Genomic DNA, 22,672 nt, shown 5'->3' with positions numbered 1-22,672 from the left:
TTAGGGATCTCCTCTGGCGGGCCTACCGTTGAGGTCATGAGCGCGCGGATTCTGGTGGTCGACGACGATCCGATGGTGGCCGAGGTGGTGGCCCGCTACCTGGAACGTGACGGTCACGTGGTCGAGTGCGTCGGAGACGGCGCCGAGGCGCTCAGGCGCGCGCTGTCCAACCCGCCGGACCTGATGGTGCTCGACCTGATGCTCCCCAGGATGGACGGACTCCAGGTGTGCAGGAAGCTCAGGGAGCGGTGGCCGGTTCCAGTGATCATGCTGACCGCGCTGGGCGAGGAGATGGACAGGGTCGTCGGGCTGGAGACCGGTGCCGACGACTACGTCACCAAGCCCTTCAGTCCCAGAGAGCTGGCCCTGCGCGTGCAGTCGGTGCTGCGGCGGGCGCGCGGCGCCTCGCTGCCGACCGGTACCGGGGTGCTCAGGGACGGCGATCTGACCGTCGACGTCGGGGCGCACGAGGTGCGGTTCCGAGGTGGCGAGATCATGTTGACCGCCCGCGAGTTCGATCTTCTGGCCCACCTGATGCGCAACCCCCGCCAGGCCTTCAGTCGATCCGCGCTGCTCAACCAGGTCTGGGGCTGGTCCTTCGGCGACTCCTCCACGGTGACCGTCCACGTCCGCCGTCTCCGCGAGAAGATCGAGCCGGATCCGACCGTTCCCCGGCGCATCGTCACGGTGTGGGGCGTCGGCTACCGCTACGAGCCGCTGGCCGAGCCGTGATCCCCGAGATTCTGCTGATCGTCGCGGTCACCGCCGGCCTCGGCCTGCTGGTCGCGCTCGCCGGGCTGGGGGCGATGTGGCTGCTGCGCGAGCGGTCGATCGGCGCGATGCTCGCGGTGGTCGTCGTGGTGACCGTGCTGGCGACGGTGGGCGGCGTGGTCGCCATCACCCTGAAAATGATCATTGAGGGTACGTCGAGGGACATCGTGCTCAGTGTGGTCGTGGTGGGTGGCCTGGTCGGGCTGGGCGTCGCGACGGTGCTCGCCCGCCGGGTGGTGGCGGCCAGCCGCAGGCTCGTCGACGCCGTGCACGCGGTGCCCGCCTCGGGGGAGTTCACCCCGCCCGGAGGTCTCCCCGCCGAGCTCGGCACGATCGCCGGGAGCCTGGATCAGGCCTACCGGCGACTGCGCCTGGGCCACGAGCGCGAGCGTGCCCTGGAGAGCGCGCGCCGTGAGCTCGTCGCCTGGGTCAGCCACGACCTGCGTACCCCGCTGGCGGGCATGCGGGCCATGGCGGAGGCCCTGGAGGACGGGGTGGTCGCCGACCCCGAGACCGTAGGCCGCTACCACCGGCAGATCCGTCTGGAGGTGGACCGGCTGTCGGGAATGGTCGACGACCTCTTCGAGCTGTCCAAGATCCACGCGGGGGCGCTGCGCCTGTCGCGCAACCGGATCGGCCTCAGCGACCTGGTCGCCGACGCGCTGGCCGGGGTGGAGCAACTGGCCAGAGCCAAGGGGGTGCGGCTGGCCGGCGAGGTCGGCCCGGTGATCCCCGTCCAGGCCGACGCGGCCGAACTCTCCCGGGCGCTGCGCAACCTGGTGGTCAACGCGATCAGGCACACCCCCGGCGACGGCTCCGTCCTGGTCCGCGCCTCGGTCGAGGGCGGGATCGCCTGCCTGTCCGTCGCCGACTGCTGCGGCGGCATCCCGGTGGACGACCTGCCCCGCGTCTTCGACGTCGCCTTCCGCGGCGAGGCGGCCCGCACGCCCAGTGCCGACGGTGCCGGAGCGGGCCTCGGCCTGGCGATCGCGCGCGGCATCGTCGAGGCCCACGAGGGAGTGATCGGCGTCGTCAACTCCGGTCCGGGCTGCCGCTTCGAGATCCGCCTGCCGATCTCCGTCTGAACGGCACCGCCCGGCCGTCGTCGTGGGGCGGTGTCACCGGCCCTGATCCGATCGGCCCGGGTGCGGCGAGCCGCCGGTTCGGGCCGTCAGCCGGGACCGTTGCCGTTGGAGGTCGGCGCGGTCGTGGCGTCGCTCCCGGGTCTCACCGAGACCATGAGGGGCATCCGCGCGCGCTCGTCGTCCTCGGCGGCGTCGGTTTCGACGTGCCGGCAGGAGGTGAGCCTCCTGGTGGTGCCCAGGGACTCCACCATCGCCCGGAACGTCGGGCACGGCCAGCGCCACATGCAACTGCGGCAGCGCAGGATCGGATGTGCCGTGTCGCTGGTGATGCCGCCCGCGTCACGCGGCTGGTGCAGGTCGAGCAGCCTGACGCCGAGCGTGGCGAGGTCGAGGAGCTCTTCGCGTGCCCCTTCGAGGAAGTCGAGGTCCTCGGTCGACAGGCTGGTTCTGATCGGGACGTGTCCCTCGTGGTTCACCAGGTTCCGCAGTGAACTCGCCGCGTCGCGCCACGAGGTGGCCCTGTCGGTACGAGTGATCATGGACTCCAGGTGTTCCCGGAGCCGCTGCCGCTGGAGATCCTCGGGTAGGTCGGTGTTCATCGATACGTTCGAGCCCGTTTCCTGTAACTCAGCGGCTGTCACCGCCGTGGCGCAGCGATGATCGGGAGGTGTCGGGTCTTCTCCCTTTTCCGGCCAAGCCGGTGTTGCGCAGTGTCAAGCTTCGCGCACTCCGGGTTTCCGTGAGGCCGAAACGGGGGACAAAGGGCGGACGACTCGGGTTGTTCAAGAGAGCGTGACCGGTGGCTCTCGCGCCGCTAGTGTGCCCGCTGTGGAGCTAAAAGTCGCAACTCGATCTCATGCCGGTCACACCGTCGTGACCATCGTTGGCGAAATCGACCTATACACCGCACCTCGCCTGCAGGCCGAGTTCACCCGGCTGCTCGGGCAGAGCCAGACCATGCTCGTGGTCCTCGACATGTCCGCCGTGGAGTTCTGTGACTCCACCGGCATGAACGTGCTGCTCTCCGCGCTCAAGCGGCTGCGCGAGCGCGGCGGCACGCTGGAGGTGGCGGCACCCAGGCCCGCCGTACGCAAGATCCTTCAGGTCACGGGCCTAGACTCGGTCTTCGTCGTGCACGAGACCCTGCCGGAGAAGCTGATGACCTCCGAATCCCAGGGGTGACCCTCTCCCCACGGCCGATGCCCGGGGTTTCCATGTCGGAGGTGTTAGATGACCGGTACGGCGGCGATCATTCCCGCCAAGAACGAGGACGATCGGATCGGGGCGACCGTGGCCGCGGCCCTGACGCTCCCCGGCGTCGATCTCGTCATGGTCGTCGACGACGGCTCGACCGACCAGACGGGACGGGTGGCCAAGGCGGCCGGAGCCCACGTCGTGCGGCACAGCCACAACCGGGGCAAGGCCGCCGCGATGGAGAGCGGTGCCGAGGCCGTCCGCCTGCTCGACGACGAGGAGCCCCGGCACCTGCTGTTCCTCGACGCCGACCTGGGGGAGACCGCCCGTACCGCCGCGCCGCTGATCGAGCCGGTCGCGGCGGGCGAGGTCGACATGACGATCGCCGTCTTCGCCACCCGGGTGAAGCTCGGCGGCCACGGGTTCGTCGTGAAGCTCGCCCGTGAGGGCGTCGAGCGTGCCACCGGCTGGACGCCCGTCCAGCCGCTCAACGGCCAGCGCTGCCTGACCCGGGCGGCCTTCGAAGCCGCCCGGCCACTGGCCCACGGCTTCGGTGTGGAGACCGGTCTCACGATCGATCTGCTCAGAAAGGGCTTTCGGGTGCGCGAGGTCCAGGTGGAGATGGCCCACCGGGCCACCGGCACCGACTGGCGGGCCCAGCTCCATCGGGCCAAGCAGTTCCGCGACGTCGCCCGCGCCCTGCTGGTCCGCCGCTAGGCCCGGGAACGTTCACTCGGCCGAACGGCTCGTCACGGGTTCCACGGCCTCCGCATGTTCGATGTCTTCGCGGTTCGGAGCCGCGTGAGAGTCGGCGGTGCGGCTGGTCGTCGAGGGCCGGCCGAGGTCGAGTCCGGGATGCGAGGACGGCCGGGGCCGCCGGGAGAACAGGTCGCCCGCCGCGCCGCTGCCGTACCGGGCACCTGCAGGATGTGCTGGAATCTGCGGGTGAGCTTGGAGGCGTCGGTCGGCGACAGGAGACGGAGCCCCGTCGGCGGCATGCCGCGGCGGCTCGACATCGCCGCGTTCGGGGCCATGGGGCTCTCGGTGGCGGTCACGGTCCTGATCGGGCTGCTGGGGCCCTCCGCCATGGTCCCGAGGCTGCCCGGGCCGTCCTGGCAGCCGCCGTACTCGCTGGACGTTCCGGTGAGCGCCCATCTGGTCATCGCCATGGGCGCCGCCGCGATCGTCCTGGGCGGGCTCGGGCTCGCCGCCGCGCTCAGGTCCCGGTGGAGGCCGGAGGCGCGATGGCTGCTCATGGCGGGCTGCGCCACCGCGGGGCTGCTCGCCTTCCTGCCGCCCTCGGGCTCGGCCGACCATCTCAACTACGCCGCGTACGGCCGGCTGGTCACGCTCGGCCAGGACCCTTACGCGATCACCCCCGCCCTGCTGCCCCATGATCCGGTCACCGGCGCGGTGGAGGAGTGGGCCGGGGTGACCAGCGTCTACGGCCCGGTCGCCACCGCCGTACAGGCACTGGCGAGCCTCGTGGGCGGTGACTCGGTCCGGCTGACGGTCTTCGTGATGGCCGTGGTCAACGCCGCGGCGTTCATCGGTACGGCGCTGCTGCTGCACCGTTTCGCCAGGGGGGACGAGGAACTGCGCGGGCGGGCGGCGCTGCTCTGGGCGGCCAACCCGCTGATGATCTACCACCTGGGGGCGGGGATGCACATCGACACCCTCGCCATCGCCTGCATGGTCGCCGCGCTCACGGTTCGCGGGGCCGCCTCCGGGCTGCTGCTCGGGGTGGGCATCGGGGTCAAGCTCAACGCCGGGCTTGTCGCCCTCGGCCCGGCGTGGGAGTTGCGCCGCTCGCCGGGCAGGCTCGCCGTGGTGGCGGGGACCGCGACGGCCACCGTGGTGGCGATCTACGCCCTCGCCGGGCCGCACGTGCTCGACCAGGTGAGCGCCGCCAGCAAGAAGGTCTCCCTCGCCACGCCCTGGCAGCTCGTCAAGGTGGGGTTCCAGTCGCTCTTCGGGCCGGGCGCCTACTCGGCCTGGATCCAGATCGGCTCCCTGCTGCTGATGGTCTGCCTGGCCTGGCTGCTCCTGCGGGCACTGCCCGCGGGAACCGCGTCCGGTGACACCGCGCCCGCGGTCGCCGCGGCGATGGTGGTCGCCTGGCTGTTCGCCGCGCCGTACGCGCTGCCCTGGTACGACGGGCTGGCCTTCGCGCTGCTGGCCATGGCGTCCTGGCCCGCGCTGGAGGGCTTCATGGTCGCCAGGGTCGCCGTGCTGTCGCTGGGCTATCTGCCGGCCAGGGAGGCGCTGCGCCCCGAGGACCTGCTCTGGATGAAGACCCTGCTCAGGGAGCGGGTGGTGCCGTGGACGCTGCTGGCGTTGACGGTCGTCCTGGTGTGCTGGGCGGCGAGAGCGCCAGGGCGCGCACGGAGGCGGCGAGCGTCAGCGGAACCGCGACCGTGAGCGCCATCGCCGGGATCGCGATGCCCGAGTCGTTCATCAGGAAGCCGATCAGCGCGCAGGCCAGCGCGCCGATCAGCCCGGCGCGCAGCGCGGGCGAGAGCGCGTAGGCCCTGCCCAGGGCCGAGGCCCCCCATCGTGAGGGGCGGTCGAGCACCAGGAACAGGAACGCCAGCGCGACCAGCGTGAGCAGGGACAGCGACCAGTTGCCGACCGTGACCCCGATCATCGCGCCGAACTTGCGGCCCACCACGGTCCATGCCTCCCCGTCCAGCACCTGCTGGACGAAGGCGCCCAGGTGGGTGCGCTGGTCGGCGGGTCTGCGCCAGTCGGCGACCGCGATGGTGCCGATCAGCAGGACACCCGCCAGACCGGCCAGCCCCAGCTTGACCGGTGAGACCCGCCCGCCGGCCAGCAGGATCACGAAGACGGCGACCCCCACCAGGAACGCCGGGACCCCGCCGAAGTCGGCGCCCCACGCGGGCCAGCCGTCGGCGAACACCGCCAGCCCCCCGTACGCCACGCACACCGTGAGCGCGAGCCCGCGCCGGCCGCGTGAGATCAGCCACTGGGCCGTCCCGGCCAGGGCCAGGATCGTACCGGCGGAGTAGACGGCGAAGGCGATGTTGCTGAAACCGTAGAAGCGCCCGCCGGTCACCGGCTCGTAGCCGGTGACCGCGTTCACCTGGAGCACCGAGCCGGTCATCACGTCGGCCAGCAACGCCGTCGAGGTGATGGCGGCGACCACGGTCAACGGGCCGAGCGGGTGCGTCCGCCACGGTCCGGCGAACGCCACTCCCGCGATCACGCAGGCGAATCCGAGGATCGTCACGATCACCGCGGCCATCGGGGCGGGCAGGCTCCACCAGGGGACGAGTTGTGCCAGGAAGGTGGAGACCGCGATCGCCCCGCTGACCACGGCGACGACCTGGACGGTGGTCAGGGCCCGGGAGCCGCCCCAGCCTCGCCGGATCGCGACGGCGGCCAGCAGGTAGAACAGGATCTGCACCGCCACGAACACCGCGAAGAACGGCCCTCGCACCTCGCGCAGTACCTGGCTCGCCAGGTCGTCGTCCGCCAGCTTCCGCACGGTCGCCGCGGCCGGCTCTCCGCTCGGCTCCTGACTCTGCCAGGCGCGCCCGACGACCCCGTTCGGGGCCCGCAGGCCCAGCAGGTCGATCGCGGTGGCGGTCAGGTCGGTGTTGGCGACCAGGCCGTCCTGGCGGGTGGAGGTGGCGGTGAGGTAACCGCGCGGGTACGGCTCGCCGCCGGGGGACGGGCCCTGGGCGATCGCCACGTGCAGGTGCGGTGCGGTCGAGGTGTCGGCCAGGCCGCCGAGCAGGACCGTGGTCCCGCTCCCGGATGTCCTCCCGGCCTCCTGGGGCCGCGCGGTTTCGGAGGTCGGCGTGGGGGGCGTCGCCGGGGCGCCGGCGGCCGCGGGTGGCGGGGGCAGACGGTCGAGGACCGTGCCCACCACGCGGTCGGCTCTGGCCACGGCCTCCCGCCTGGTCTGAGCGGTCATCGCGACCGGGACGCCGTCCGGGGTGAGGCCGCCGCCGATCCAGGCCCTGGCCAGGTCGTCGGCCTCCACCACGATCAGCCCGTACGGGGACAGCTCGCCGAGCTCCTCGATGTTCGCCGCGTATTTCGCGATTTTTCCTGATGTGTCGGCGGCGGCGAGCGCGGCCCCCGGCCCGACGGCGGCCACCTTCAGGCCCGCTCCGGCCGCGAGCCGGCCCAGCTGCCCGAGGACCGGCCGGTAGGCGGTGGTGGCGTTGAAAGCGGACAGCTCGTCCCAGCCGGGCACGCTCGCCCCGCCGTCGGAGGTCGCCTCCGGCGTGCGCGGCAGCGCGCAGCCCGCGCCCGGGGCCCCCGCCCGCTGACCCGCGGAGACCGTCAGCCAGCCCGCCACCGGGCAGGTGATCCCCCGATCCGGCGGCGGAACCGCCCGGGTGGACATGGAGGCGGACCCGCCCTCGCCCACGAGCCTCCACAGGTTCGGGGTCCGCTCCGGGTCCAGGTCACCCCACTCCAGCCCCGGTACCCCGATGACCACGACCCGCTCGGGAAGCACCCTCGCCACCGAGGCGCTCGCCGTACCGGCACCAAAGGCTCCCAGGAGCCCGCAGACCGCGGCCAGCAGCAGCGACACGGTGACCGGCACGGTCCTGGAGAACCCCGTCGGCCGGTTCCTCTTCGAGCCGTGTGACCCGCGTACGACCACGGCGGACGCCGTCGTGGTGGGCCGGGGTCGCCTCGGCCGTGTCGCGGTGCCGGGCGTCCCGGTGGCGGCCGGGCGCGCGAGCCCGCGACCGCGCGGTGTCGAAGCCATCCGTTCCCCTGTCCGTGTCCGTCGGGCGGCCGTTTCCCCGGCCCCACGGTAGCCTGCCTGGTCGTGAGGACTGGCGAGGTGACCACGGCCGGACGACGCACGTGGACGTGGCTGACGTGGTTGGGCTGGCTGTCCGCGCTGCTGCTGGTCGCCGCGGCGGTGGCCCCGCTGGTGCTCTACTGGCTGGGCAACGTGGACGACCAGCGCCTGGTCGACCTGGATGTGTACCGTACCGGCGGGGAGGCGGTCCTGGAGGGCCGGTCCGTCTACGGGTTCGTCACCCCGGCGCCGCAGTTGCTGCCGTTCACCTACCCGCCGGTGGCCGCCCTGCTGGCCACCCCGCTGGCGGCGGTGTCATGGCCGACGGCGCAGTGGGCGTGGACGGCACTGATCTTCCTGACCCTGGCGGTCACCGTCGGGCTCTCCTTCCGCGCCCTGCTCGCCGGGGCGGGCACCCGGGACACGGCGCCGGCCTCGCCGGCGGTCGTTCCCGGTACGCCTGCCCGGCCGCGTGGGCCGGGCCGGGCGGGCGCTCTGAAGAGACCGCGCGGGGTGGACCGGCTGTGGGTGCCGCTGCTGTTCGCCGTTCTGATGATCGCGTGCACCTATCTGATGCCGATCAGGGACCAGGTCCGCTTCGGCCAGGTGGACATCCTGCTCGTCGCGCTCTGCCTGGCCGACTGCGTGGCCAGACGCCCGGTGTGGCCGCGCGGCATGCTGATCGGCCTGGCCACCGCGGTCAAGCTCACCCCCGGCGTCTTCCTGATCTACCTCCTCATCACCGGTTTCGGCCCCGGGGCGAGGCGGGAACAGCGCGACACCTTCTTCATCGCCGCGCTCACCGCCGCGCTGCTGACCCTGCTGCCGTTCCTGGTGATCCCGGCGGACGCCGCCGACTTCTGGTTCCGCGCGCTGCTCGACCCCGAGCGGCTCGGTGCCAACGCCGCGACCACCAACCAGTCGATGCGCGGCATGCTCATCCGGCTCTACCTGCCCGACGTGCTGACGAGCCTGCTCTGGGCGGCGCTGGTCGCGGTGGTCGCCTGGTACGGCTTCCGCCACGCCCGCAGGGCGCTGCTCGACGGCCACCCGGTGGCCGGGGTCGCCCTGGTCGGGCTGATGGCGGTGCTGCTCTCCCCGGTCGCCTGGATCCACCACCTGGCCTGGGTGGTCGTGGTGCTCGGGGCGCTGGCCGGCGACGGGCGCGACCCGGTCAGGGTCCGGGTGGCCGCCGGGGTCTGGCTCTACTACGTGCTGCCGATCCCCTGGTGGGGGGTGACGATCAAGGCGGCGGAGATCCCGGTGCTCAGTCCCGTGCTTGGCAAGATCGTGCAGAACGGGTTCGGGCTGGGCGCGCTTTTCCTGGTCTGGCTGCTGGGGGTGTGGCTGCCCAGGCGGAGAGCGGCATTCCAGGCACTCCGCTGATACGGGGTGATCCGTGGTGTGAAATGACCAAATCTGATGTGACTTGTGAGGTGAAGCGGCTTAATGCGGAGCGACCTCGGGCGGTCGTGGGGAGGAGCGGGCGGTCCGAAGGTGCGATCTTGGGCACATTTTTCGACAGTCGCCGGATAGCCTGAGGTCATGCCGAAATTCGCTTACCTGGGACCGGAGGGAACCTTCACCGAAGAGGCCCTGCGCATCCTGGCGCCGGAGGCCGAGCGTCTGCCGAGCCCGAACATCACCGCGGCCCTTGAGTCGGTCCGGCGCGGCGAGGCGGACGGAGCCGTCGTCCCGCTGGAGAACTCGCTCGAAGGCGCCATCACCACCACCCTTGACGAGCTCGCCCAGGGTGAGCCGCTGCTCATCACCGCGGAGCTGCTGCTCCCCGTCGAGTTCTCGCTCCTGGTGCGCCCCGGCACCGAGATGGCACACATCAAGAGGGTCTTCACCCACCCGGCGGCCATCACCCAGTGCCGCAACTTCACGGCCCGCGAGCTGCCCGACGCCGTGGTGGTCGCCGCCCCGTCGACGGCGGCGGCGGCGCAGGAGGTCGCGATCCCCGGCTCGCCGTACGACGCGGCCATCGCCGCGCGCATCGCCGGTGAGCACTACGGCCTCGTCCAGCTCGCGAGCGGGATCGGCGACCGCACCGACACCGTGACCCGGTTCGTCCGGGTGACGCGTCCCGGCCCGCTGCCCGAGCCGACCGGTGCCGACCGCACCTCCCTGGTGGTCTTCCTGGCCGACGACCACCCGGGCGCGCTGCTGGAGATGCTGACCGAGTTCTCCGTCCGCGGCGTCAACCTGTCCCGCATCGAGTCGCGGCCGACCGGCGACGGCATCGGCCGCTATTTCTTCCACTTCGACTTCGAGGGCCACGTCGCCGACGCCCGGGTCGGCGAGGCGATCTCCGGTCTGCACCGGATCTCCGCCAAGGTGCGCTTCCTGGGCAGCTACCCGCGCGCCGACGCCTTCGCGCCGCAGATCAAGCGCGGTACGAACAACGACGACTTCGCCGAGGCCGCCGCCTGGCTGGACAGGATCCGCGCCGGCCAGAGCTGATCGTCGGCCGGTGCGGAGCAAACCGGGCGCGGGCGAGAGCCGTACCTCGGTAGCCTGTGACTGTGATTGACCTGCGTACCCTTCGTGAGGATCCGGACCGGCTACGGGCGTCGCAGCGTGCCCGCGGTGAGGACGACTCTGTCGTCGACACGCTGCTCGACCTTGATGAGCGCCGACGTGGTGCGCTGAGCCGTTTCGAGACGCTCCGCGCCGAGCAGAAGACCGTCGGCAAGTCGGTCTCCCGTGCCTCGGGGGAGGAGAAGGCGACCCTGCTGGAGCGGGCGAAGGATCTCTCCTCGCAGGTCAAGTCGGCCGAGGCCGAGGCGGAGAAGCTCGCCGCCGAGCTCGATGAGCTGATCTACACGGTGCCCAACCTGGTGGAGGAGGGTGCTCCGGAAGGCGGCGAGGACGACTACGTCGTCCTGGAGGAGATCGGCGAGAAGCCGTCCTTCGACTTCGAGCCCAGAGACCACCTGGAGCTTGGCGAGCTGCTCGGCGCCATCGACATGGAGCGCGGTGCGAAGGTGTCGGGCTCGCGGTTCTTCTTCCTGCGGGGCGTCGGCGCGCGGCTCCAGCTCGGGCTGCTCAACATGGCCATGCAGCAGGCGATCGAGGCGGGTTTCGTGCCGATGATCACGCCCGTGCTGGTCAAGCCGGAGTCGATGAAGGGCACCGGTTTCCTCGGCGCCCACGCCAGCGAGGTCTACCACCTGCCCGACGACGACCTGTTCCTGGTCGGCACGAGCGAGGTGCCGATGGCGGCCTACCACGGCGACGAGATCCTGGACGGCTCCGCGCTGCCGTACCGCTACGCGGGATGGTCCTCGTGCTTCCGCCGCGAGGCCGGCTCGTACGGCAAGGACACCCGGGGCATCATCCGGGTCCACCAGTTCGACAAGGTGGAGATGTTCTCCTATGTCCGGCCGGAGGAGGCGCACGCCGAGCACCTGCGCCTGCTCGACTGGGAGAAGGAGATGCTGGCCAAGGTCGAGCTGCCCTACCGGGTGATCGACACGGCGGCCGGAGACCTGGGCACCTCGGCCGCCAGGAAGTTCGACTGCGAGGCGTGGGTACCGAGCCAGGGGCGCTACCGCGAGCTCACCTCGACCTCCAACTGCACCGACTTCCAGGCCCGCCGCCTCGGGGTGCGTTTCCGCGAGTCCGGTGGCAAGCCCCGGCACGTGGCCACCCTGAACGGCACGCTGGCCACCACCCGCTGGATCGTCGCGATCCTGGAGAACCACCAGCAGGCCGACGGCTCCGTCGTGCTGCCCAAGGCCCTGCGCCCGTACGTCGGCCTCGACGTGCTCGAACCCGTCAGGTAGCCGTCCGCGAAGGCCCCGCCCGGCCCGTCGTCCCGCAGTTCGCCGCACCCGCCGAGCCGGACGGTGCGGCGGCCACCGGAACCTGTGCCGCGGCCGGGGCCTTCGTGCGTTCACGCCACCCGACGTTCCTCCGCGCTCCTCGCCGCAGTCCAGCCGATCAGAACCGATGCCCCGACTCCGGCGCCGCCCACGAGCCAGGCGAGGGACTCCGCCGTCGAGTAGTCGTCGGGTGTGCCGGAGAGCCAGCCGGAGAAGATCATCGAGATTACGGCCGGTATGCAGACGGCGATGGCCGGCAGCGTGATCCAGGTCCGCGACGGCACGCGCGACTTGATCGCGGCCGCGGCCGCGAGGACCGCCGCGGTGAGGCCGCAGGCGCTGCCGAACAGGAACAGCAGGGGTCCAATGAGGTCGTAGGACGGCTGGACGAACGGGAATCCGATCGCGGTGAGGATGTACGCGGCCACTGCCAGGCCGCTGTGCCGCGGTTCGCGACGGCGGGCGGCGGTCATGCCGGCCATGAAGGCGAGCAGGCCGGTGAAGAGGCCTGCGCCGTGCTCCGCCCCCAGGTCGACGTTCGGCGCGTCGAGCGGGATCGCCGCGTCGGTGGAGAGGCCGTCGGCCGAGAAGCCGAGCCGCCGCCAGCCTCCCCGCGGGTCGCGTACCGCGATGCCGTCGGTGCCGTTGGCCGCCACCACCACGTGGCCCTCGGGCACGCGCTGCACCGCGACGGCGGTGGAACCCTGCCACGGTAGGTAAGAGTGATCGTTGCTCCGGCGCAGAGCGTCCTCGCGTCCCTCGGAGACCCCCCACACCGTTCTCCAGCTTGTCCCGCCGTCCCGGGACTCGTCCACGCCCAGCCGTGGCGGGGAGACGCGGTAACAGTGCCCAGGGTCGTCCTGCAGGCAGGCCCGGGTGGCGGGTGAGGGCGGAAAGGACGGTGTCGCGGGTGCCGGAACGGGATCGGGCCGCATACTCCACGTCCGGCCGCCGTCGCGCGAGACGACGGCAGACGACGGGCCGTAGTCGACAAAGACAGTGATCGTTTCGTCGTCGGCCGAGACCGACAGGGCCGTGGGCGGGGGCGGGACGGCCGAAGTGGCGGTCACCCCGACGAGGGCGAACGGGACGACGACCAGCGCGCGGGCACGCCGTACCGCCTGGTCGGACCGGCAGCCGCGCCAGACCAGCCAGGCGACGCCCAGCACGGGCAGGGCCACCAGGTCGGTCGGGTCGGCCAGGACCCGCGAGGGGCCCGCGATCAGGGTCCATGCTCGGGAGGCGAGTTCCGCACCCCCCTCGGTGGTCTTGACCAGGGTGAAGCCGATACCGGTGGCGACGGTCGCGGCAGGGGCGGCGAGCCGGGCGAGGACCGGCGACAGGACCAGGGCGAGCAGCGGAGGGGCGACCAGCAGCCCCGCGACGTCGCTCAGCTTGCCGGTGACCGGGCCGGGCCACAGAGCCTTGAGGAGATGGTCGTTGACCGGTAGCACCAGGACGGCGACCACCGTCACCGGGTGACCGAACCAGGCGAGGACGGGACCATGACGTTCCATGGACGGGTGGACCCGCCGCGATGAGGCCGGGTTCGCCCGCGACGGCATCTGTGACCTTTCTGGAAGGTCAGCCGGTGAGATAGCGCTGCACGGTGGGGCCGAGCCAGCCGACGATCTCCTCGCGGGACATGGCGACCACCGGCGGCAGGCGCAGGACGTAGCGGCACAGGGCCATGCCGAGCACCTGCGTGGCGGTGAGCCCGGCCCGTACGGGGGCCTGGGCGGGGTCGGTGCCGAGGCGGGCGGCGAGGGGGCCGAGCTGGGCGGCGAAGATGCCGCGCATACGCTCGGCGGCACCCTCGTTGGTGACGCCGGTGCGGAGCAGGATCATCATCCCCTCGTCGCTCTCCCAGCGGTCGAGGAAGTGGGCGACGAGCGTGCGGCCGACCGCCTCCCTGGGGACCGCCTCCAGGTCGGGAAGCCTCAGGTCGAAGTCGGCCGCGGCGCTGAAGAGCCCGTCCTTGTTGCCGTAGTAGCGCATGACCATGGAGGGGTCGATGCCCGCGTCCGAGGCGATGGCCCGGATCGTCGCCCGCTCGTAGCCGTCCGAGGCGAAGCGCTCGCGCGCCGCGGCCAGGATCGCGGCCTTGGTGTCCTCCGAGGTTCTCCTCATGCCAACAACTGTAGGCCAACACCTGTTGACATAGCCAGGGCGGGCGCGCACAGTTATGCCAACGGTTGTTGACCAACAAGCGTTGGCATACTTCAGGGAGGACGAAATGCTTCCGGAGACCACTGACGTTCTCGTCGTCGGCGCGGGGCCGACCGGCCTCACCGTCGCCGTCTCCCTCGCCGGGCGGGGATTCGACGTGACGGTCGTCGACGACCAGGCGGCCGGTGACAACACCTCAAGAGCGGCCGTCGTGCACGCCAGGACGCTGGAGGTGCTTGAGGATCTCGGGATCTCCGGGCGGCTGACCGCCCTGGGCATCCACGCCCGGCGATTCACCATCAGGGACCGCGACAGGACGCTGGTGCCGGTCGACTTCGACAGGCTCCCGACCCGCTATCCCTACACGCTCATGATCTCCCAGGCCGTGACCGAGCGGGTCCTGCTGGAGCGTCTGGCCGAACTGGGCGGCCGCGTCGCCAGGCCGTACAGGCTGGAGAGCCTCACCCAGGACGCCGAGGGCGTGACCGCGGTCCTCTCCGGGGGCTCGACCGTCACCGCGAGGTACCTGGTCGGCGCCGACGGCATGCACAGCACGGTCCGTGAGCAGGCGGGCATCGAGTTCGAGGGCGGGCAGTACGCGGAGTCGTTCAGCCTGGCCGACGTACGGCTCACCGGCGGGGTGCCGGACGACGAGGTGGTCCTCTACTTCTCGCCCGCCGGGCTGGTCGTGGTCGCGCCGCTGCCCGACGGCACCCACCGGATCGTCTCCACGGTGGACGAGGCACCCCGCGACCCCGACGTGGCCTTCGTCCAAGGGCTGCTGGACAGCCGGGGCCCGCGGCGGGAGCGGGCGGTGGTCGGCGAGGTCGTCTGGGGAACGCGCTTCCGCGTCCACCACCGGGTGGCCGGCACCTTCCGTGCCGGGCGGGTGCTGCTCGCCGGTGACGCCGCGCACGTCCACAGCCCCGCAGGAGGACAGGGCATGAACATCGGGATTCAGGACGCCACCGCCCTGGCCGAAGCCCTCACAGTCGCTCTCAGCGGCGGGCAGGCGGATCTGGACCGCTACACCGCCGACCGTCGCCCCGTCGCCCTGCAGGTCGTCACCTTCGCCGGCCGGCTCTCCGGACTGGCCAACGTGAACAGGAGCCTGCGGCCGATCAGGAACCTGGTCCTGCGAATCCTGGCGATCAGCCCGGTCTTCCGTCGGCGTCTCGCCTGGCGGCTCTCAGGGCTTGTCTACCGGTGAGGCCCCGTCTGCCGGCCGCCGACGAGGACCGTGGCCGCCCGTAGACGGGGGCCGGCCGACCGGGTGTCGTGGAATGTCGTGAAAATGCGGAAGGCGGGGTTCGCCAGGAGCGAACCCCGCCTTCCGGTCAAACAGGTTCAACCAAGAGGTCTATGCGTCAGACGGCGCGGACCTGCGAGGCCTGCGGGCCCTTCTGGCCCTGGGTGATCTCGAACTCGACCCGCTGGCCGTCTTCGAGGCTACGGTAGCCGTTGCCCTGGATCTCGGAGAAGTGCACGAACACGTCCGGTGCACCGCCATCCGGTGCGATGAAGCCGAAGCCCTTTTCAGCGTTGAACCACTTGACGGTTCCCTGAGCCATTAAAGCTCTCCCTCAGGATTTGAAACTTTGGGATTCACACCTCATGAACCCCATGTGTCGTACAGCGGGCCCCGGGGTGGCTCAGTCAAACTGGTTTTCACAACGGGATTCAGCTAATACAACGCCATCACATCTAACACTATCCGGCGCATGCGTGTTCCCGCCATCAGGAAGATTCCTGGGACGGGATGCTGGGGCCGACACCCCGGCCATCACAGTGCAGACTGGGACTTGTTATGCGAAGCCCCAGGCTGGTCGCCACCGACCTCGACGGCACCGCTCTGCGTTCGGACGGCACCGTCTCCCCCCGTACAGCCGCCGCTTTTGCGCTTGTGGAGAACGCCGGAGCGGCGCTGGTCTTCGTGACCGGCAGACCGCCCCGCTGGATGCACACGGTCGCGGGAGCCGTGCGCCACCGAGGGCTGGCCATATGCGCCAACGGAGCCCTCGTCTACGACCTGCACACCGAGCAGATCGTCAAATCCCACCTCATCCACCCGGACGTGCTTGAAGAGGTGGTGAGACGGCTCAGGGAAAAGGTCCCCGGCCTCGCCTTCTCGGTGGAATACGAGGGGGGATTCGCCCACGAATCGGACTTTCGTCTCGGCGGGTGGGACAGCAGGGCGGTCGCCGGACTCCGGGTGGGGACGACCACGCTCATCTCGCGGCCCTGCGCCAAACTGCTGGCACTTCACCCCACGATGGATCCCGACATTCTCCAGGCGGCGGTCTGCGGGCTGGTCGGCGATCTGGTCACCCCCACTCACTCCAGCGGCCGGGCACTGATCGAGATGAGCGCGCACGGCGTCACGAAGGCCTCCGCGCTGGCCCATCTCGCGATGACCCGCGACATCGAGCCGCACGAAGTGATCGCCTTCGGCGACATGCCCAACGATCTTCCGATGCTCCGCTGGGCAGGCACCTCGTACGCCGTCGCCAACGCCCACCCGGAGGTGTTGGCCGCGGTCGATCACGTGACCGCGGCCAACAACGACGACGGGGTCGCCGGAGTCCTCGAACGGCTCTACAGCTCCTGACGGCCCTACAGGTAGGGGCCGGGGTTGGCGCCGTGCCCCTCCTGCTGCTGGAGGGAGATGCCGCCGGGCAGGGCCCTGCGCATGTTCTCAAGCTGGGCGCGGGCCGCCATCTGCTGGGCGAAGAGCGTGGTCTGTATGCCGTGGAACAATCCCTCAAGCCAGCCGACCAACTGGGCGTGGGCGACCCGGAGCTCCGCGTCGCTAGGCGGGGCGCCGTTGACGTCCTCGGTGAACGGCAGCGACAGCCGTTCCAGCTCTTCCACCAGCTCCGGCGCCAGACCGTCCTCCAGTTCCTTGATGGAGCTCTGGTGGATCTCCTTGAGTCGTTTGCGGCTCGCCTCGTCCAGCGGAGCCGCCCGAACCTCCTCCAGGAGCTGACGGATCATGCTGCCGATACGCATCACCTTGGCGGGTTGCTCGACCAGGTCGGCGACCGATCGCCCCTCGGAAGTCTCATCTTCCTGAGAGCCATGGGGACCCACGACCACGATGTGCGGAGTGCTCTCCTCAGCGTTCATAGTCTTCAACCTACTAGCAGGATTTTCCCGGTGTGTTCTCCGGACTCCAGGATCCGGTGAGCCTCGGCCGCGTCGCTCAGCGGCACCCGGGCGTGCACCACGGGCCGGATCGCCCCGGCGTCGATCAGGGGCCAGACGTTCTCCACGACCCCGCGTACGACGACCCCCTTCTCGTCGACCGACCGGGCGCGCAGGGTGGTGCCGTGCACCGAGGCCCGCTTGGCCAGCAGGGCTCCCAGGTCCAACTCGCCCTTCGTGCCGCCCTGCAGGCCGATCACGACCAGCCGGCCGCCGGTCCGCAGAGCCCTGACGTTCCCCGGCAGGTACCTGCCACCCATGATGTCGAGGATCACATCGGCCCTGACCTTCTCCGAGAAGTCCTCCCGCCGGTAGTCGATCCCCTCGTCGGCGCCCAGCTCCAGACAGCGGGCGATCTTCTCGGGCGACCCGGCGGTGACGACCACCCGCGAGCCGAACGCCTTCGCCAGCTGGATGGCCATCGTGCCGATCCCACTGGCGCCGCCGTGCACGAGAAGGGTCTCGCCCTTCCGCAGACGCGCGGTCATGAAGACGTTGGACCAGACGGTGCAGGCCACCTCGGGCAGCCCGGCCGCCTCGACGAGGTCGACGCCGTCGGGCACCCGCATGACCTGTTGCCAGGGTACGGCGACCTTCTCCGCGTACCCGCCGCCACTGAGCAGCGCGCACACCCGGTCACCCGGCGCGAATCCCACGACGTCCGGCCCCACCTCGGCGACCACGCCGGAACACTCGAGTCCCGGGTACGGAGAGGCGCCGGCGGGCGGATCGTAGAAACCCTGCCGCTGCAGCGCGTCGGCCCTGTTGACCGCGGAGGCCGCCACGTCGATGATGATTTCGCCGCGCTCGGGTAACGGGTCGGGAACCTCCCGCCACGTCAGAACTTCCGGCCCACCTGGTTTATCGATCACGATGGCGCGCATGTGAGCAAAGGTATCCGCCAAGCCAACTTGGTGGTTGCTCGCGTTGACAAGAACACAGGGCGTTAACCTGCTATGTGTTTGCTGCCCTTTTATGCCCATCCCGAGGGGGAACACGGTGGCAAGACACGATCGTGAGGAATCTCTCGAGGAACAGCTCGCGTGGCTTGACGCCATCAAAGAGCAGGAGGAGGCGCCGGCCCTGGCGGTGAAGGCCACCACGGTGGACGACACCGTCGTCTCGCCGTACCCGAAGGACCCCTGGAGCCTGGTCCCGGCCGAGCCCGACACGGCGTCCTCGCCGCTGTTCCGCGCGGCCGTCGACTCGGCCCACCCGGCCACGGGCTCGCCGGCGGCCGAACCGCCGGTCGAGGACGCCGACGCGGCCGACTGGATGGAGGCCTCCGACACGGTGAGCTCCTTCACCGTGCCCGCCCCGGCATCCGGCAAGCAGGACAACGACGGCTTTCTCGCGCCGCTCAAGCCCCTGCCGCGCCAGGAGCCCGGCGACAGCGCCCCGGGGGACTTCACCGAGCCGCACATCCGCACCCCGTTCGCGGCGCCCGCGCACGAGCCGGCCCGCGGCCTGTTCGAGCAACCCCAGCGCCAGGCGGAGTCCTCCGAGCCCACCCCTTCGTCCACCTCGTCCACCTCGTCCACCGGGACCGCCGACCCTGAGCCGGCCGCGCCGGCCTCCTCGGACACCCAGCGGTTCACCTTCGGCAGCGACGAACTCGGCGGCACCGACACCGGCCGGTTCTCGTTCGGCGGTGGTTTCGGCAGCGGTCAGGACCGCGCGCAGTCCACCCCGGGGGGTACGGCCTTCTCCTTCGGCAGCGGGGACTTCTCCGTGGAGAGCACCGGGACCGACCGGTCCGAGGCCGGTGGCGATCCGACCGCTCCCGCCGCCGACCGTTTCACCTTCGGCTCCGTGGAAACCGACAGGTTCCCCACCGGCGGCGAATCCACAGGGGCATCGGCGGCGAAGGAGTCGGCCGAGCGCTTCGAACCCGCCCCGGCCCCCGTTCCTCCGCCCTCCCACGAGCCCGAGCAGGCCGAGCCGTTCCGGACACCCGGCTCCTTCGGCGCCGACAGGCCGGAGCCGGCCGCGTCGCCGTCGCCGTCGCCGTCGCCGGAACGTTCCTCGTTCTCCGCCTTCTCGGATTCCTCTTCCGGTCAGGAACGGGAGAGTTTCTTCACACCCGGCCGGGAGAGCGGATCGGCCCAGGAACGCGGTGCCGCCTCCGGATGGGAGGCCGCCTCGGCCCAGGAGCGGATGGAACGGGAGAACCCCTTCGCCCCCGGCAGGGACACGGTCGAACCGGTGCGGGAGCCGTACCAGGCACGCCGCCGTCAGACGGCTCCGGCGGCCGCCTTCGGTACGCCGGCCAGGCAGCACCCCCCGGGCACGGCCCCCCGGCCGTCGGCAGACAGCCTGGATCCGGAGTCGCTGCTCCGTGGACGTCGCAACGCGCCCGCCGGAGGCTGGCGGAAGCTGGTCTACAAGGCGTCCGCAGGGCTGATCAAGCCGGGCGAGTCCCCCGAGGTCCGCCGCCGTCGCGAGCTGGTCGGCCGTGCACGCACCCCGGTGGCCACCGGCCACCACCGCGTCGCCGTGCTCAGCCTCAAGGGCGGCGTCGGCAAGACCACCACCACGGTCGGCCTCGGCGCCACCCTCGCCCAGGTACGCGGAGACCGGGTCATCGCGGTCGACGCCAACCCCGACCGGGGCACCCTGTCGGACAAGGTCGAGCTCGAAACCTCCGCGACGGTTCGCGACCTGCTCAACGAGCGCCAGCAGATCAAGAGGTACGTCGACATCAGGGCCTTCACCTCGCAGGCCCCCTCGCGCCTGGAGATCCTCGCCTCCGACCGTGACCCGTCGGTGTCCGAGGCCTTCAGCGCGTCCGACTACCAGTCGGTCGCCCAGGTCCTGGAGAACTTCTACTCGATCTGCATCACCGACTGCGGCACCGGCCTGCTCCACTCGGCGATGTCCGGCGTGCTCGGCCTCGCCGACCAGCTCGTCCTGGTCAGTTCCCCCTCCGTGGACGGCGCCCGCGCCGCCTCGGCGACCCTGGACTGGCTGGAGGCCCACCACTACGAGGAGCTGGTCCGCTCCGCCACCGTGGTGCTGTGCAGCGTACGCCCGAGGTCGAAGTCGACCGTCGACCTCGACCGCCTGGAAGCCCATTTCGCGGCCCGCTGTCGCGCGGTCATCCGGGTCCCCTACGACACGCATCTGGAGGAGGGCGCGGAGATCGACCTGGAGAGGCTCCAGCCCGCCACCCGCGAGTCCTACCTCCGCCTGGCCGCCTCGGTCGGTGACGGTTTCGCCGGCCCCCAACCCTGATCCGCCGGCCCGGCAGGCTTTGTTGTTCGGCGCCTGCCGGGTCTCGGGCACGTCCGGGCCAATGAGAGACTAGTGTGCAATCTGACACGTTCTTGGGACGTGTCACCAGGAGAGCTCGCCTAGTGGACGATGGCGGCGGTCTTGAAAACCGCTAGGCCGGGTGACCGGTCTCGTGGGTTCGAATCCCACGCTCTCCGCCCAGCTTGAGAAACGGCGCCTGACCAGGAACTTCCCTTGGGGCAGGCGCCGTTGATCGTTTCCGGGGTGTGCAGCCGTAGGCCACCGTGAGCGGCTCTCGGCCGGTGTTCGCGGGACATACGCGGGATGGATCTTGAGGACTTTCGCCAGGACGTACCGGCGATCGGCCGCGATTACGAGCGGCTGCCGCCGACCAGCGAGGCGATGATCCGGTGGGCGGCGATCAGTACGCTGTTAAGACGGATCATCCGGGGCCATCCCGCTCAGCGGTCCGGATCTGGCCCACTCGAATGGGCTCGCCGAGTCCAGTGATCAGCTCTCAAACACGTTTTATGAGGGAAGGCAGCATCTCCGAGCGGGAGGCCCCCACAGGAAGAGGCCCGCTCGCCGCGAAGGGCACACGACGGAGCCGCGCGGGCGACGTCCCGTGCTGCTTCCGCCTGTGTTGCGGGCTTGGGTGAAAGTTTCAGTCTCGACGTGCGCGGATGCCTGCCCGCGCCCCCGGCGCTGCTCGGTCCGGCCTGCCCGGTCTTGTCGTGACGATCTCGAACCTCCGGCCTCCCTCGAGAGGGACACCATGGCACTCAGCGTTCGTCATCCTGCCCAGGTTCTGCGCCTTGCCCTCGTCATCGCCCTGACGCTGACCGTCGGCGCGGTGCTGTCCGCTCCCGCCGCGCTCGCCGCTACCTATCGCTCGGCCACCTCCTCGGGCTGGGGCCCCAGCCCAGCGGCGGGAAGGGCGGCCGCCGAAGGCAACGCCCGCGCCGAGTTGAACCAGCAGGCCGCCGCGGCGGGCGAGGTCTGTTCGGATGTGTCCGTCACCACCAGACACCTCTACACCGCGCCCGACGGTTCGGCGTGGATCTATGAGGCGACCGCGTCGGGCAATTGCGTGGTCCCGCCGTCGCTGTCGTACACCGTGTCGCGCACCGAGACCCGTCAGGGCGGTGGCGCGAGCCCGTCTGTCGCCGTCGAGAACGGCTCGCAGGCTGCCCGCGCGGCGCTCCTGGCGGCGGGCCAGGCGTGCACGGGCTACGCCACGACGTCGTCGCTGGTCTACTCCGCGCCCGGCGGCGCGTGGTGGATCTACAACGTCACCGTCTCGGCCACCTGCACCCACTGACCGGCGGTCCTCGCTACGGCTCAGCCTCCACCCGGTGCTGGATCACCGGGCCGTGGTGGGCCGGGGCCTGGCCGCCCTACTCCCACGACGCCGCCGGCCTGACCGCCGACGCCATCCTCAGCCTGGCGAGATCACTCCGGACAGGCAGGCGGGGCGGAACGCTTCCCGCGCAGGTCGATCATCCGAAAGAACGCATTGGGCCTCTTCGACCGGCTTCGACAAGGGATGGCCACCGCGAAGCTCCGCATACCGGATGGCGATCCGGCGAGCAGCGGTCACCGGATCATTCACCGGGTGGTACGCATAAAGCCAGTGGAACCCGCACCGACGAGGCATTGGACACCCTCCTTCAGGCCGAGCACCTGGCCCCCGAGCAGATCCGCCATCACCACCTCGGCCGCCAACTCGTCCTGAGCTGGATCCGCCGCCAGAAAAGCAAACCGGCTCACCGATCTGACCCGCCGGCTGCGCGTCACCTGAGGAACCTTCACACCGGGCGGACTTCCCATACCGTAGGGATCATGACCGGGCAAGAGACCCCGCCAATGGCCACCCCCCACGCCGCAGCCGGGGCACTCTTCTTCGACGAACATGACCGCCTGCTTCTGGTCCGTCCCCACTACAAGGACTACCGCGACATCCCCGGCGGCTACATCGAACCCGGCGAGACCCCGTTCCAGGCGTGCGTACGTGAGGTTCACGAGGAACTCGGCATCCAACCGCCGATCGGTGACCTGCTCGTGGTCGACTGGGCACCCCACCCCCAAGAAGGCGACAAGGTCCTGTTCCTCTTCGACGGCGGAACCCTCACCCCGAGCATGCGCGACAGCATCCGACTCGGCACCGACGAACTCGCCGACTACGACTTCCACCCCGTCGAGGAACTACCCAGCCTCCTGATCGAACGACTGGCCAACCGCGTCACGGCCGCCGTCACCGCCCGCACCATCGGCCGCCCGCTGTATCTAGAGCACGGCCAATGTCGTGACTCGCTTGATGCTTGACGCAATGGCATCGGATGATGCTTGACACTCCTAGCTGGTCTTTCGCTGTTTAGTATGCGCTCTGGACTTGA

Annotated in this window: 21 protein-coding genes and 1 tRNA gene; 14 read left to right on the top strand and 8 right to left on the bottom strand. The window is 70.8% G+C overall.

Annotated elements, in window-relative coordinates; all coding sequences use genetic code 11:
• Positions 1-36: 36 nt before the first annotated feature.
• Both AB0K21_RS28155 and AB0K21_RS28150 read left to right on the top strand, forming a co-directional pair.
• Positions 37-732 carry a response regulator transcription factor gene (locus AB0K21_RS28155; protein ID WP_343970730.1) on the top strand — a complete coding sequence of 232 codons (696 nt, stop codon included), beginning with the start codon at positions 37-39 and terminating at the stop codon, positions 730-732.
• The gene (locus tag AB0K21_RS28150; RefSeq protein WP_343970733.1) at positions 729-1,856 is read left to right on the top strand and encodes a HAMP domain-containing sensor histidine kinase; all 1,128 of its coding nucleotides are present in this window, start codon (positions 729-731) and stop codon (positions 1,854-1,856) included. Before AB0K21_RS28155 ends, AB0K21_RS28150 begins: the two co-directional genes overlap by 4 nt.
• Positions 1,857-1,942: 86 nt before the next feature.
• Here the strand turns inward: AB0K21_RS28150 and AB0K21_RS28145 are convergent, their stop codons facing one another.
• On the bottom strand, positions 1,943-2,455 hold the full coding sequence (locus AB0K21_RS28145; RefSeq protein ID WP_343970736.1) for a hypothetical protein: 513 nt from the start codon (positions 2,453-2,455) through the stop codon (positions 1,943-1,945).
• 229 nt (positions 2,456-2,684) lie between these two features.
• Between AB0K21_RS28145 and AB0K21_RS28140 the strand changes: the two genes are divergently transcribed.
• The 3 genes from AB0K21_RS28140 (at position 2,685) to mptB (ending at position 5,471) form a co-directional block, all read left to right on the top strand.
• Positions 2,685-3,038, top strand: a complete 354-nt coding sequence (locus AB0K21_RS28140) for an STAS domain-containing protein (RefSeq protein WP_343970739.1) — start codon at positions 2,685-2,687, stop codon at positions 3,036-3,038.
• A gap of 48 nt (positions 3,039-3,086) precedes the next feature.
• A complete protein-coding gene (locus AB0K21_RS28135) occupies positions 3,087-3,767 on the top strand; it encodes a glycosyltransferase family 2 protein (protein WP_343970742.1) in 681 nt (226 codons plus the stop codon).
• A 228-nt stretch (positions 3,768-3,995) separates the two neighbouring features.
• Complete coding sequence (gene mptB, locus AB0K21_RS28130; RefSeq protein WP_343970745.1) at positions 3,996-5,471, top strand: polyprenol phosphomannose-dependent alpha 1,6 mannosyltransferase MptB; 1,476 nt, start codon at positions 3,996-3,998, stop codon at positions 5,469-5,471.
• On the opposite strand, the gene AB0K21_RS28125 is transcribed toward mptB, so the two are convergent.
• On the bottom strand, positions 5,353-7,800 hold the full coding sequence (locus AB0K21_RS28125; RefSeq protein ID WP_364154616.1) for a hypothetical protein: 2,448 nt from the start codon (positions 7,798-7,800) through the stop codon (positions 5,353-5,355). The two genes, mptB and AB0K21_RS28125, sit on opposite strands and share 119 nt — an antisense overlap.
• Positions 7,801-7,863: 63 nt before the next feature.
• Here AB0K21_RS28125 and AB0K21_RS28120 point away from each other — a divergent pair, with 63 nt between their 5' ends.
• The 3 genes from AB0K21_RS28120 (at position 7,864) to serS (ending at position 11,630) form a co-directional block, all read left to right on the top strand.
• Entirely contained in the window at positions 7,864-9,225 is a 1,362-nt protein-coding gene (locus AB0K21_RS28120; protein ID WP_343970751.1) for a glycosyltransferase 87 family protein, read from the top strand.
• Positions 9,226-9,384: 159 nt separating this feature from the next.
• The gene (gene pheA, locus AB0K21_RS28115; protein WP_343970754.1) at positions 9,385-10,305 is read left to right on the top strand and encodes a prephenate dehydratase; all 921 of its coding nucleotides are present in this window, start codon (positions 9,385-9,387) and stop codon (positions 10,303-10,305) included.
• A 62-nt stretch (positions 10,306-10,367) separates the two neighbouring features.
• Positions 10,368-11,630, top strand: coding sequence for a serine--tRNA ligase (serS, locus tag AB0K21_RS28110; protein WP_343970757.1), 1,263 nt, complete (start codon positions 10,368-10,370; stop codon positions 11,628-11,630).
• A gap of 110 nt (positions 11,631-11,740) precedes the next feature.
• Here serS and AB0K21_RS28105 read toward each other — a convergent pair whose 3' ends face one another.
• Positions 11,741-13,186, bottom strand: a complete 1,446-nt coding sequence (locus AB0K21_RS28105) for a hypothetical protein (RefSeq protein WP_364154611.1) — start codon at positions 13,184-13,186, stop codon at positions 11,741-11,743.
• Between the two features lie 67 nt (positions 13,187-13,253).
• Complete coding sequence (locus tag AB0K21_RS28100) at positions 13,254-13,799, bottom strand: TetR family transcriptional regulator (RefSeq protein ID WP_343970763.1); 546 nt, start codon at positions 13,797-13,799, stop codon at positions 13,254-13,256.
• Positions 13,800-13,905: 106 nt separating this feature from the next.
• Here AB0K21_RS28100 and AB0K21_RS28095 point away from each other — a divergent pair, with 106 nt between their 5' ends.
• Complete coding sequence (locus AB0K21_RS28095; RefSeq protein ID WP_343970766.1) at positions 13,906-15,048, top strand: FAD-dependent oxidoreductase; 1,143 nt, start codon at positions 13,906-13,908, stop codon at positions 15,046-15,048.
• A 157-nt stretch (positions 15,049-15,205) separates the two neighbouring features.
• Here the strand turns inward: AB0K21_RS28095 and AB0K21_RS28090 are convergent, their stop codons facing one another.
• A complete protein-coding gene (locus AB0K21_RS28090; protein WP_012886943.1) occupies positions 15,206-15,409 on the bottom strand; it encodes a cold-shock protein in 204 nt (67 codons plus the stop codon).
• Between the two features lie 236 nt (positions 15,410-15,645).
• Here AB0K21_RS28090 and AB0K21_RS28085 point away from each other — a divergent pair, with 236 nt between their 5' ends.
• Positions 15,646-16,446, top strand: coding sequence for an HAD family hydrolase (locus AB0K21_RS28085; protein WP_343970790.1), 801 nt, complete (start codon positions 15,646-15,648; stop codon positions 16,444-16,446).
• Between the two features lie 5 nt (positions 16,447-16,451).
• Here AB0K21_RS28085 and AB0K21_RS28080 read toward each other — a convergent pair whose 3' ends face one another.
• Positions 16,452-16,964, bottom strand: a complete 513-nt coding sequence (locus AB0K21_RS28080) for a bacterial proteasome activator family protein (protein ID WP_364154606.1) — start codon at positions 16,962-16,964, stop codon at positions 16,452-16,454.
• A gap of 5 nt (positions 16,965-16,969) precedes the next feature.
• The gene (locus AB0K21_RS28075) at positions 16,970-17,926 is read right to left on the bottom strand and encodes an NAD(P)H-quinone oxidoreductase (RefSeq protein ID WP_343970797.1); all 957 of its coding nucleotides are present in this window, start codon (positions 17,924-17,926) and stop codon (positions 16,970-16,972) included.
• 115 nt (positions 17,927-18,041) lie between these two features.
• Here AB0K21_RS28075 and AB0K21_RS28070 point away from each other — a divergent pair, with 115 nt between their 5' ends.
• The 3 genes from AB0K21_RS28070 (at position 18,042) to AB0K21_RS28060 (ending at position 21,597) form a co-directional block, all read left to right on the top strand.
• On the top strand, positions 18,042-20,276 hold the full coding sequence (locus AB0K21_RS28070) for an AAA family ATPase (protein ID WP_364154603.1): 2,235 nt from the start codon (positions 18,042-18,044) through the stop codon (positions 20,274-20,276).
• 108 nt (positions 20,277-20,384) lie between these two features.
• Positions 20,385-20,473: transfer RNA gene (locus AB0K21_RS28065), tRNA-Ser, on the top strand.
• 578 nt (positions 20,474-21,051) lie between these two features.
• A complete protein-coding gene (locus AB0K21_RS28060; protein WP_343970803.1) occupies positions 21,052-21,597 on the top strand; it encodes a hypothetical protein in 546 nt (181 codons plus the stop codon).
• A 287-nt stretch (positions 21,598-21,884) separates the two neighbouring features.
• Here the strand turns inward: AB0K21_RS28060 and AB0K21_RS28055 are convergent, their stop codons facing one another.
• Positions 21,885-22,073, bottom strand: coding sequence for a hypothetical protein (locus AB0K21_RS28055; RefSeq protein WP_343970806.1), 189 nt, complete (start codon positions 22,071-22,073; stop codon positions 21,885-21,887).
• A gap of 45 nt (positions 22,074-22,118) precedes the next feature.
• Between AB0K21_RS28055 and AB0K21_RS28050 the strand changes: the two genes are divergently transcribed.
• Positions 22,119-22,601, top strand: a complete 483-nt coding sequence (locus AB0K21_RS28050; protein ID WP_364154598.1) for an NUDIX hydrolase — start codon at positions 22,119-22,121, stop codon at positions 22,599-22,601.
• Positions 22,602-22,672 lie beyond the last annotated feature (71 nt).

It is taken from the genome of Streptosporangium sp. NPDC049248, from assembly GCF_040678965.1.
GTDB classification, from domain to species: Bacteria; Actinomycetota; Actinomycetes; order Streptosporangiales; family Streptosporangiaceae; genus Streptosporangium; species Streptosporangium fukuiense.
This window is presented reverse-complemented; position numbering and strand designations above follow the sequence as displayed.

Bases quoted from the DNA above. Each gene is read 5' to 3' on its own strand.
- AB0K21_RS28095 (WP_343970766.1), top strand. From the start codon at position 13,906: ATGCTTCCGGAGACCACTGACGTTCTCGTCGTCGGCGCGGGGCCGACC.
- AB0K21_RS28135 (WP_343970742.1), top strand. From the start codon at position 3,087: ATGACCGGTACGGCGGCGATCATTCCCGCCAAGAACGAGGACGATCGG.
- pheA (WP_343970754.1), top strand. From the start codon at position 9,385: ATGCCGAAATTCGCTTACCTGGGACCGGAGGGAACCTTCACCGAAGAG.
- AB0K21_RS28155 (WP_343970730.1), top strand. From the start codon at position 37: ATGAGCGCGCGGATTCTGGTGGTCGACGACGATCCGATGGTGGCCGAG.
- AB0K21_RS28085 (WP_343970790.1), top strand. From the start codon at position 15,646: ATGCGAAGCCCCAGGCTGGTCGCCACCGACCTCGACGGCACCGCTCTG.
- AB0K21_RS28145 (WP_343970736.1), bottom strand. From the start codon at position 2,455: ATGAACACCGACCTACCCGAGGATCTCCAGCGGCAGCGGCTCCGGGAA.
- AB0K21_RS28105 (WP_364154611.1), bottom strand. From the start codon at position 13,186: ATGGAACGTCATGGTCCCGTCCTCGCCTGGTTCGGTCACCCGGTGACG.
- AB0K21_RS28080 (WP_364154606.1), bottom strand. From the start codon at position 16,964: ATGAACGCTGAGGAGAGCACTCCGCACATCGTGGTCGTGGGTCCCCAT.
- AB0K21_RS28050 (WP_364154598.1), top strand. From the start codon at position 22,119: ATGACCGGGCAAGAGACCCCGCCAATGGCCACCCCCCACGCCGCAGCC.
- AB0K21_RS28100 (WP_343970763.1), bottom strand. From the start codon at position 13,799: ATGAGGAGAACCTCGGAGGACACCAAGGCCGCGATCCTGGCCGCGGCG.
- AB0K21_RS28075 (WP_343970797.1), bottom strand. From the start codon at position 17,926: ATGCGCGCCATCGTGATCGATAAACCAGGTGGGCCGGAAGTTCTGACG.
- AB0K21_RS28060 (WP_343970803.1), top strand. From the start codon at position 21,052: ATGGCACTCAGCGTTCGTCATCCTGCCCAGGTTCTGCGCCTTGCCCTC.
- AB0K21_RS28090 (WP_012886943.1), bottom strand. From the start codon at position 15,409: ATGGCTCAGGGAACCGTCAAGTGGTTCAACGCTGAAAAGGGCTTCGGC.
- AB0K21_RS28125 (WP_364154616.1), bottom strand. From the start codon at position 7,800: ATGGCTTCGACACCGCGCGGTCGCGGGCTCGCGCGCCCGGCCGCCACC.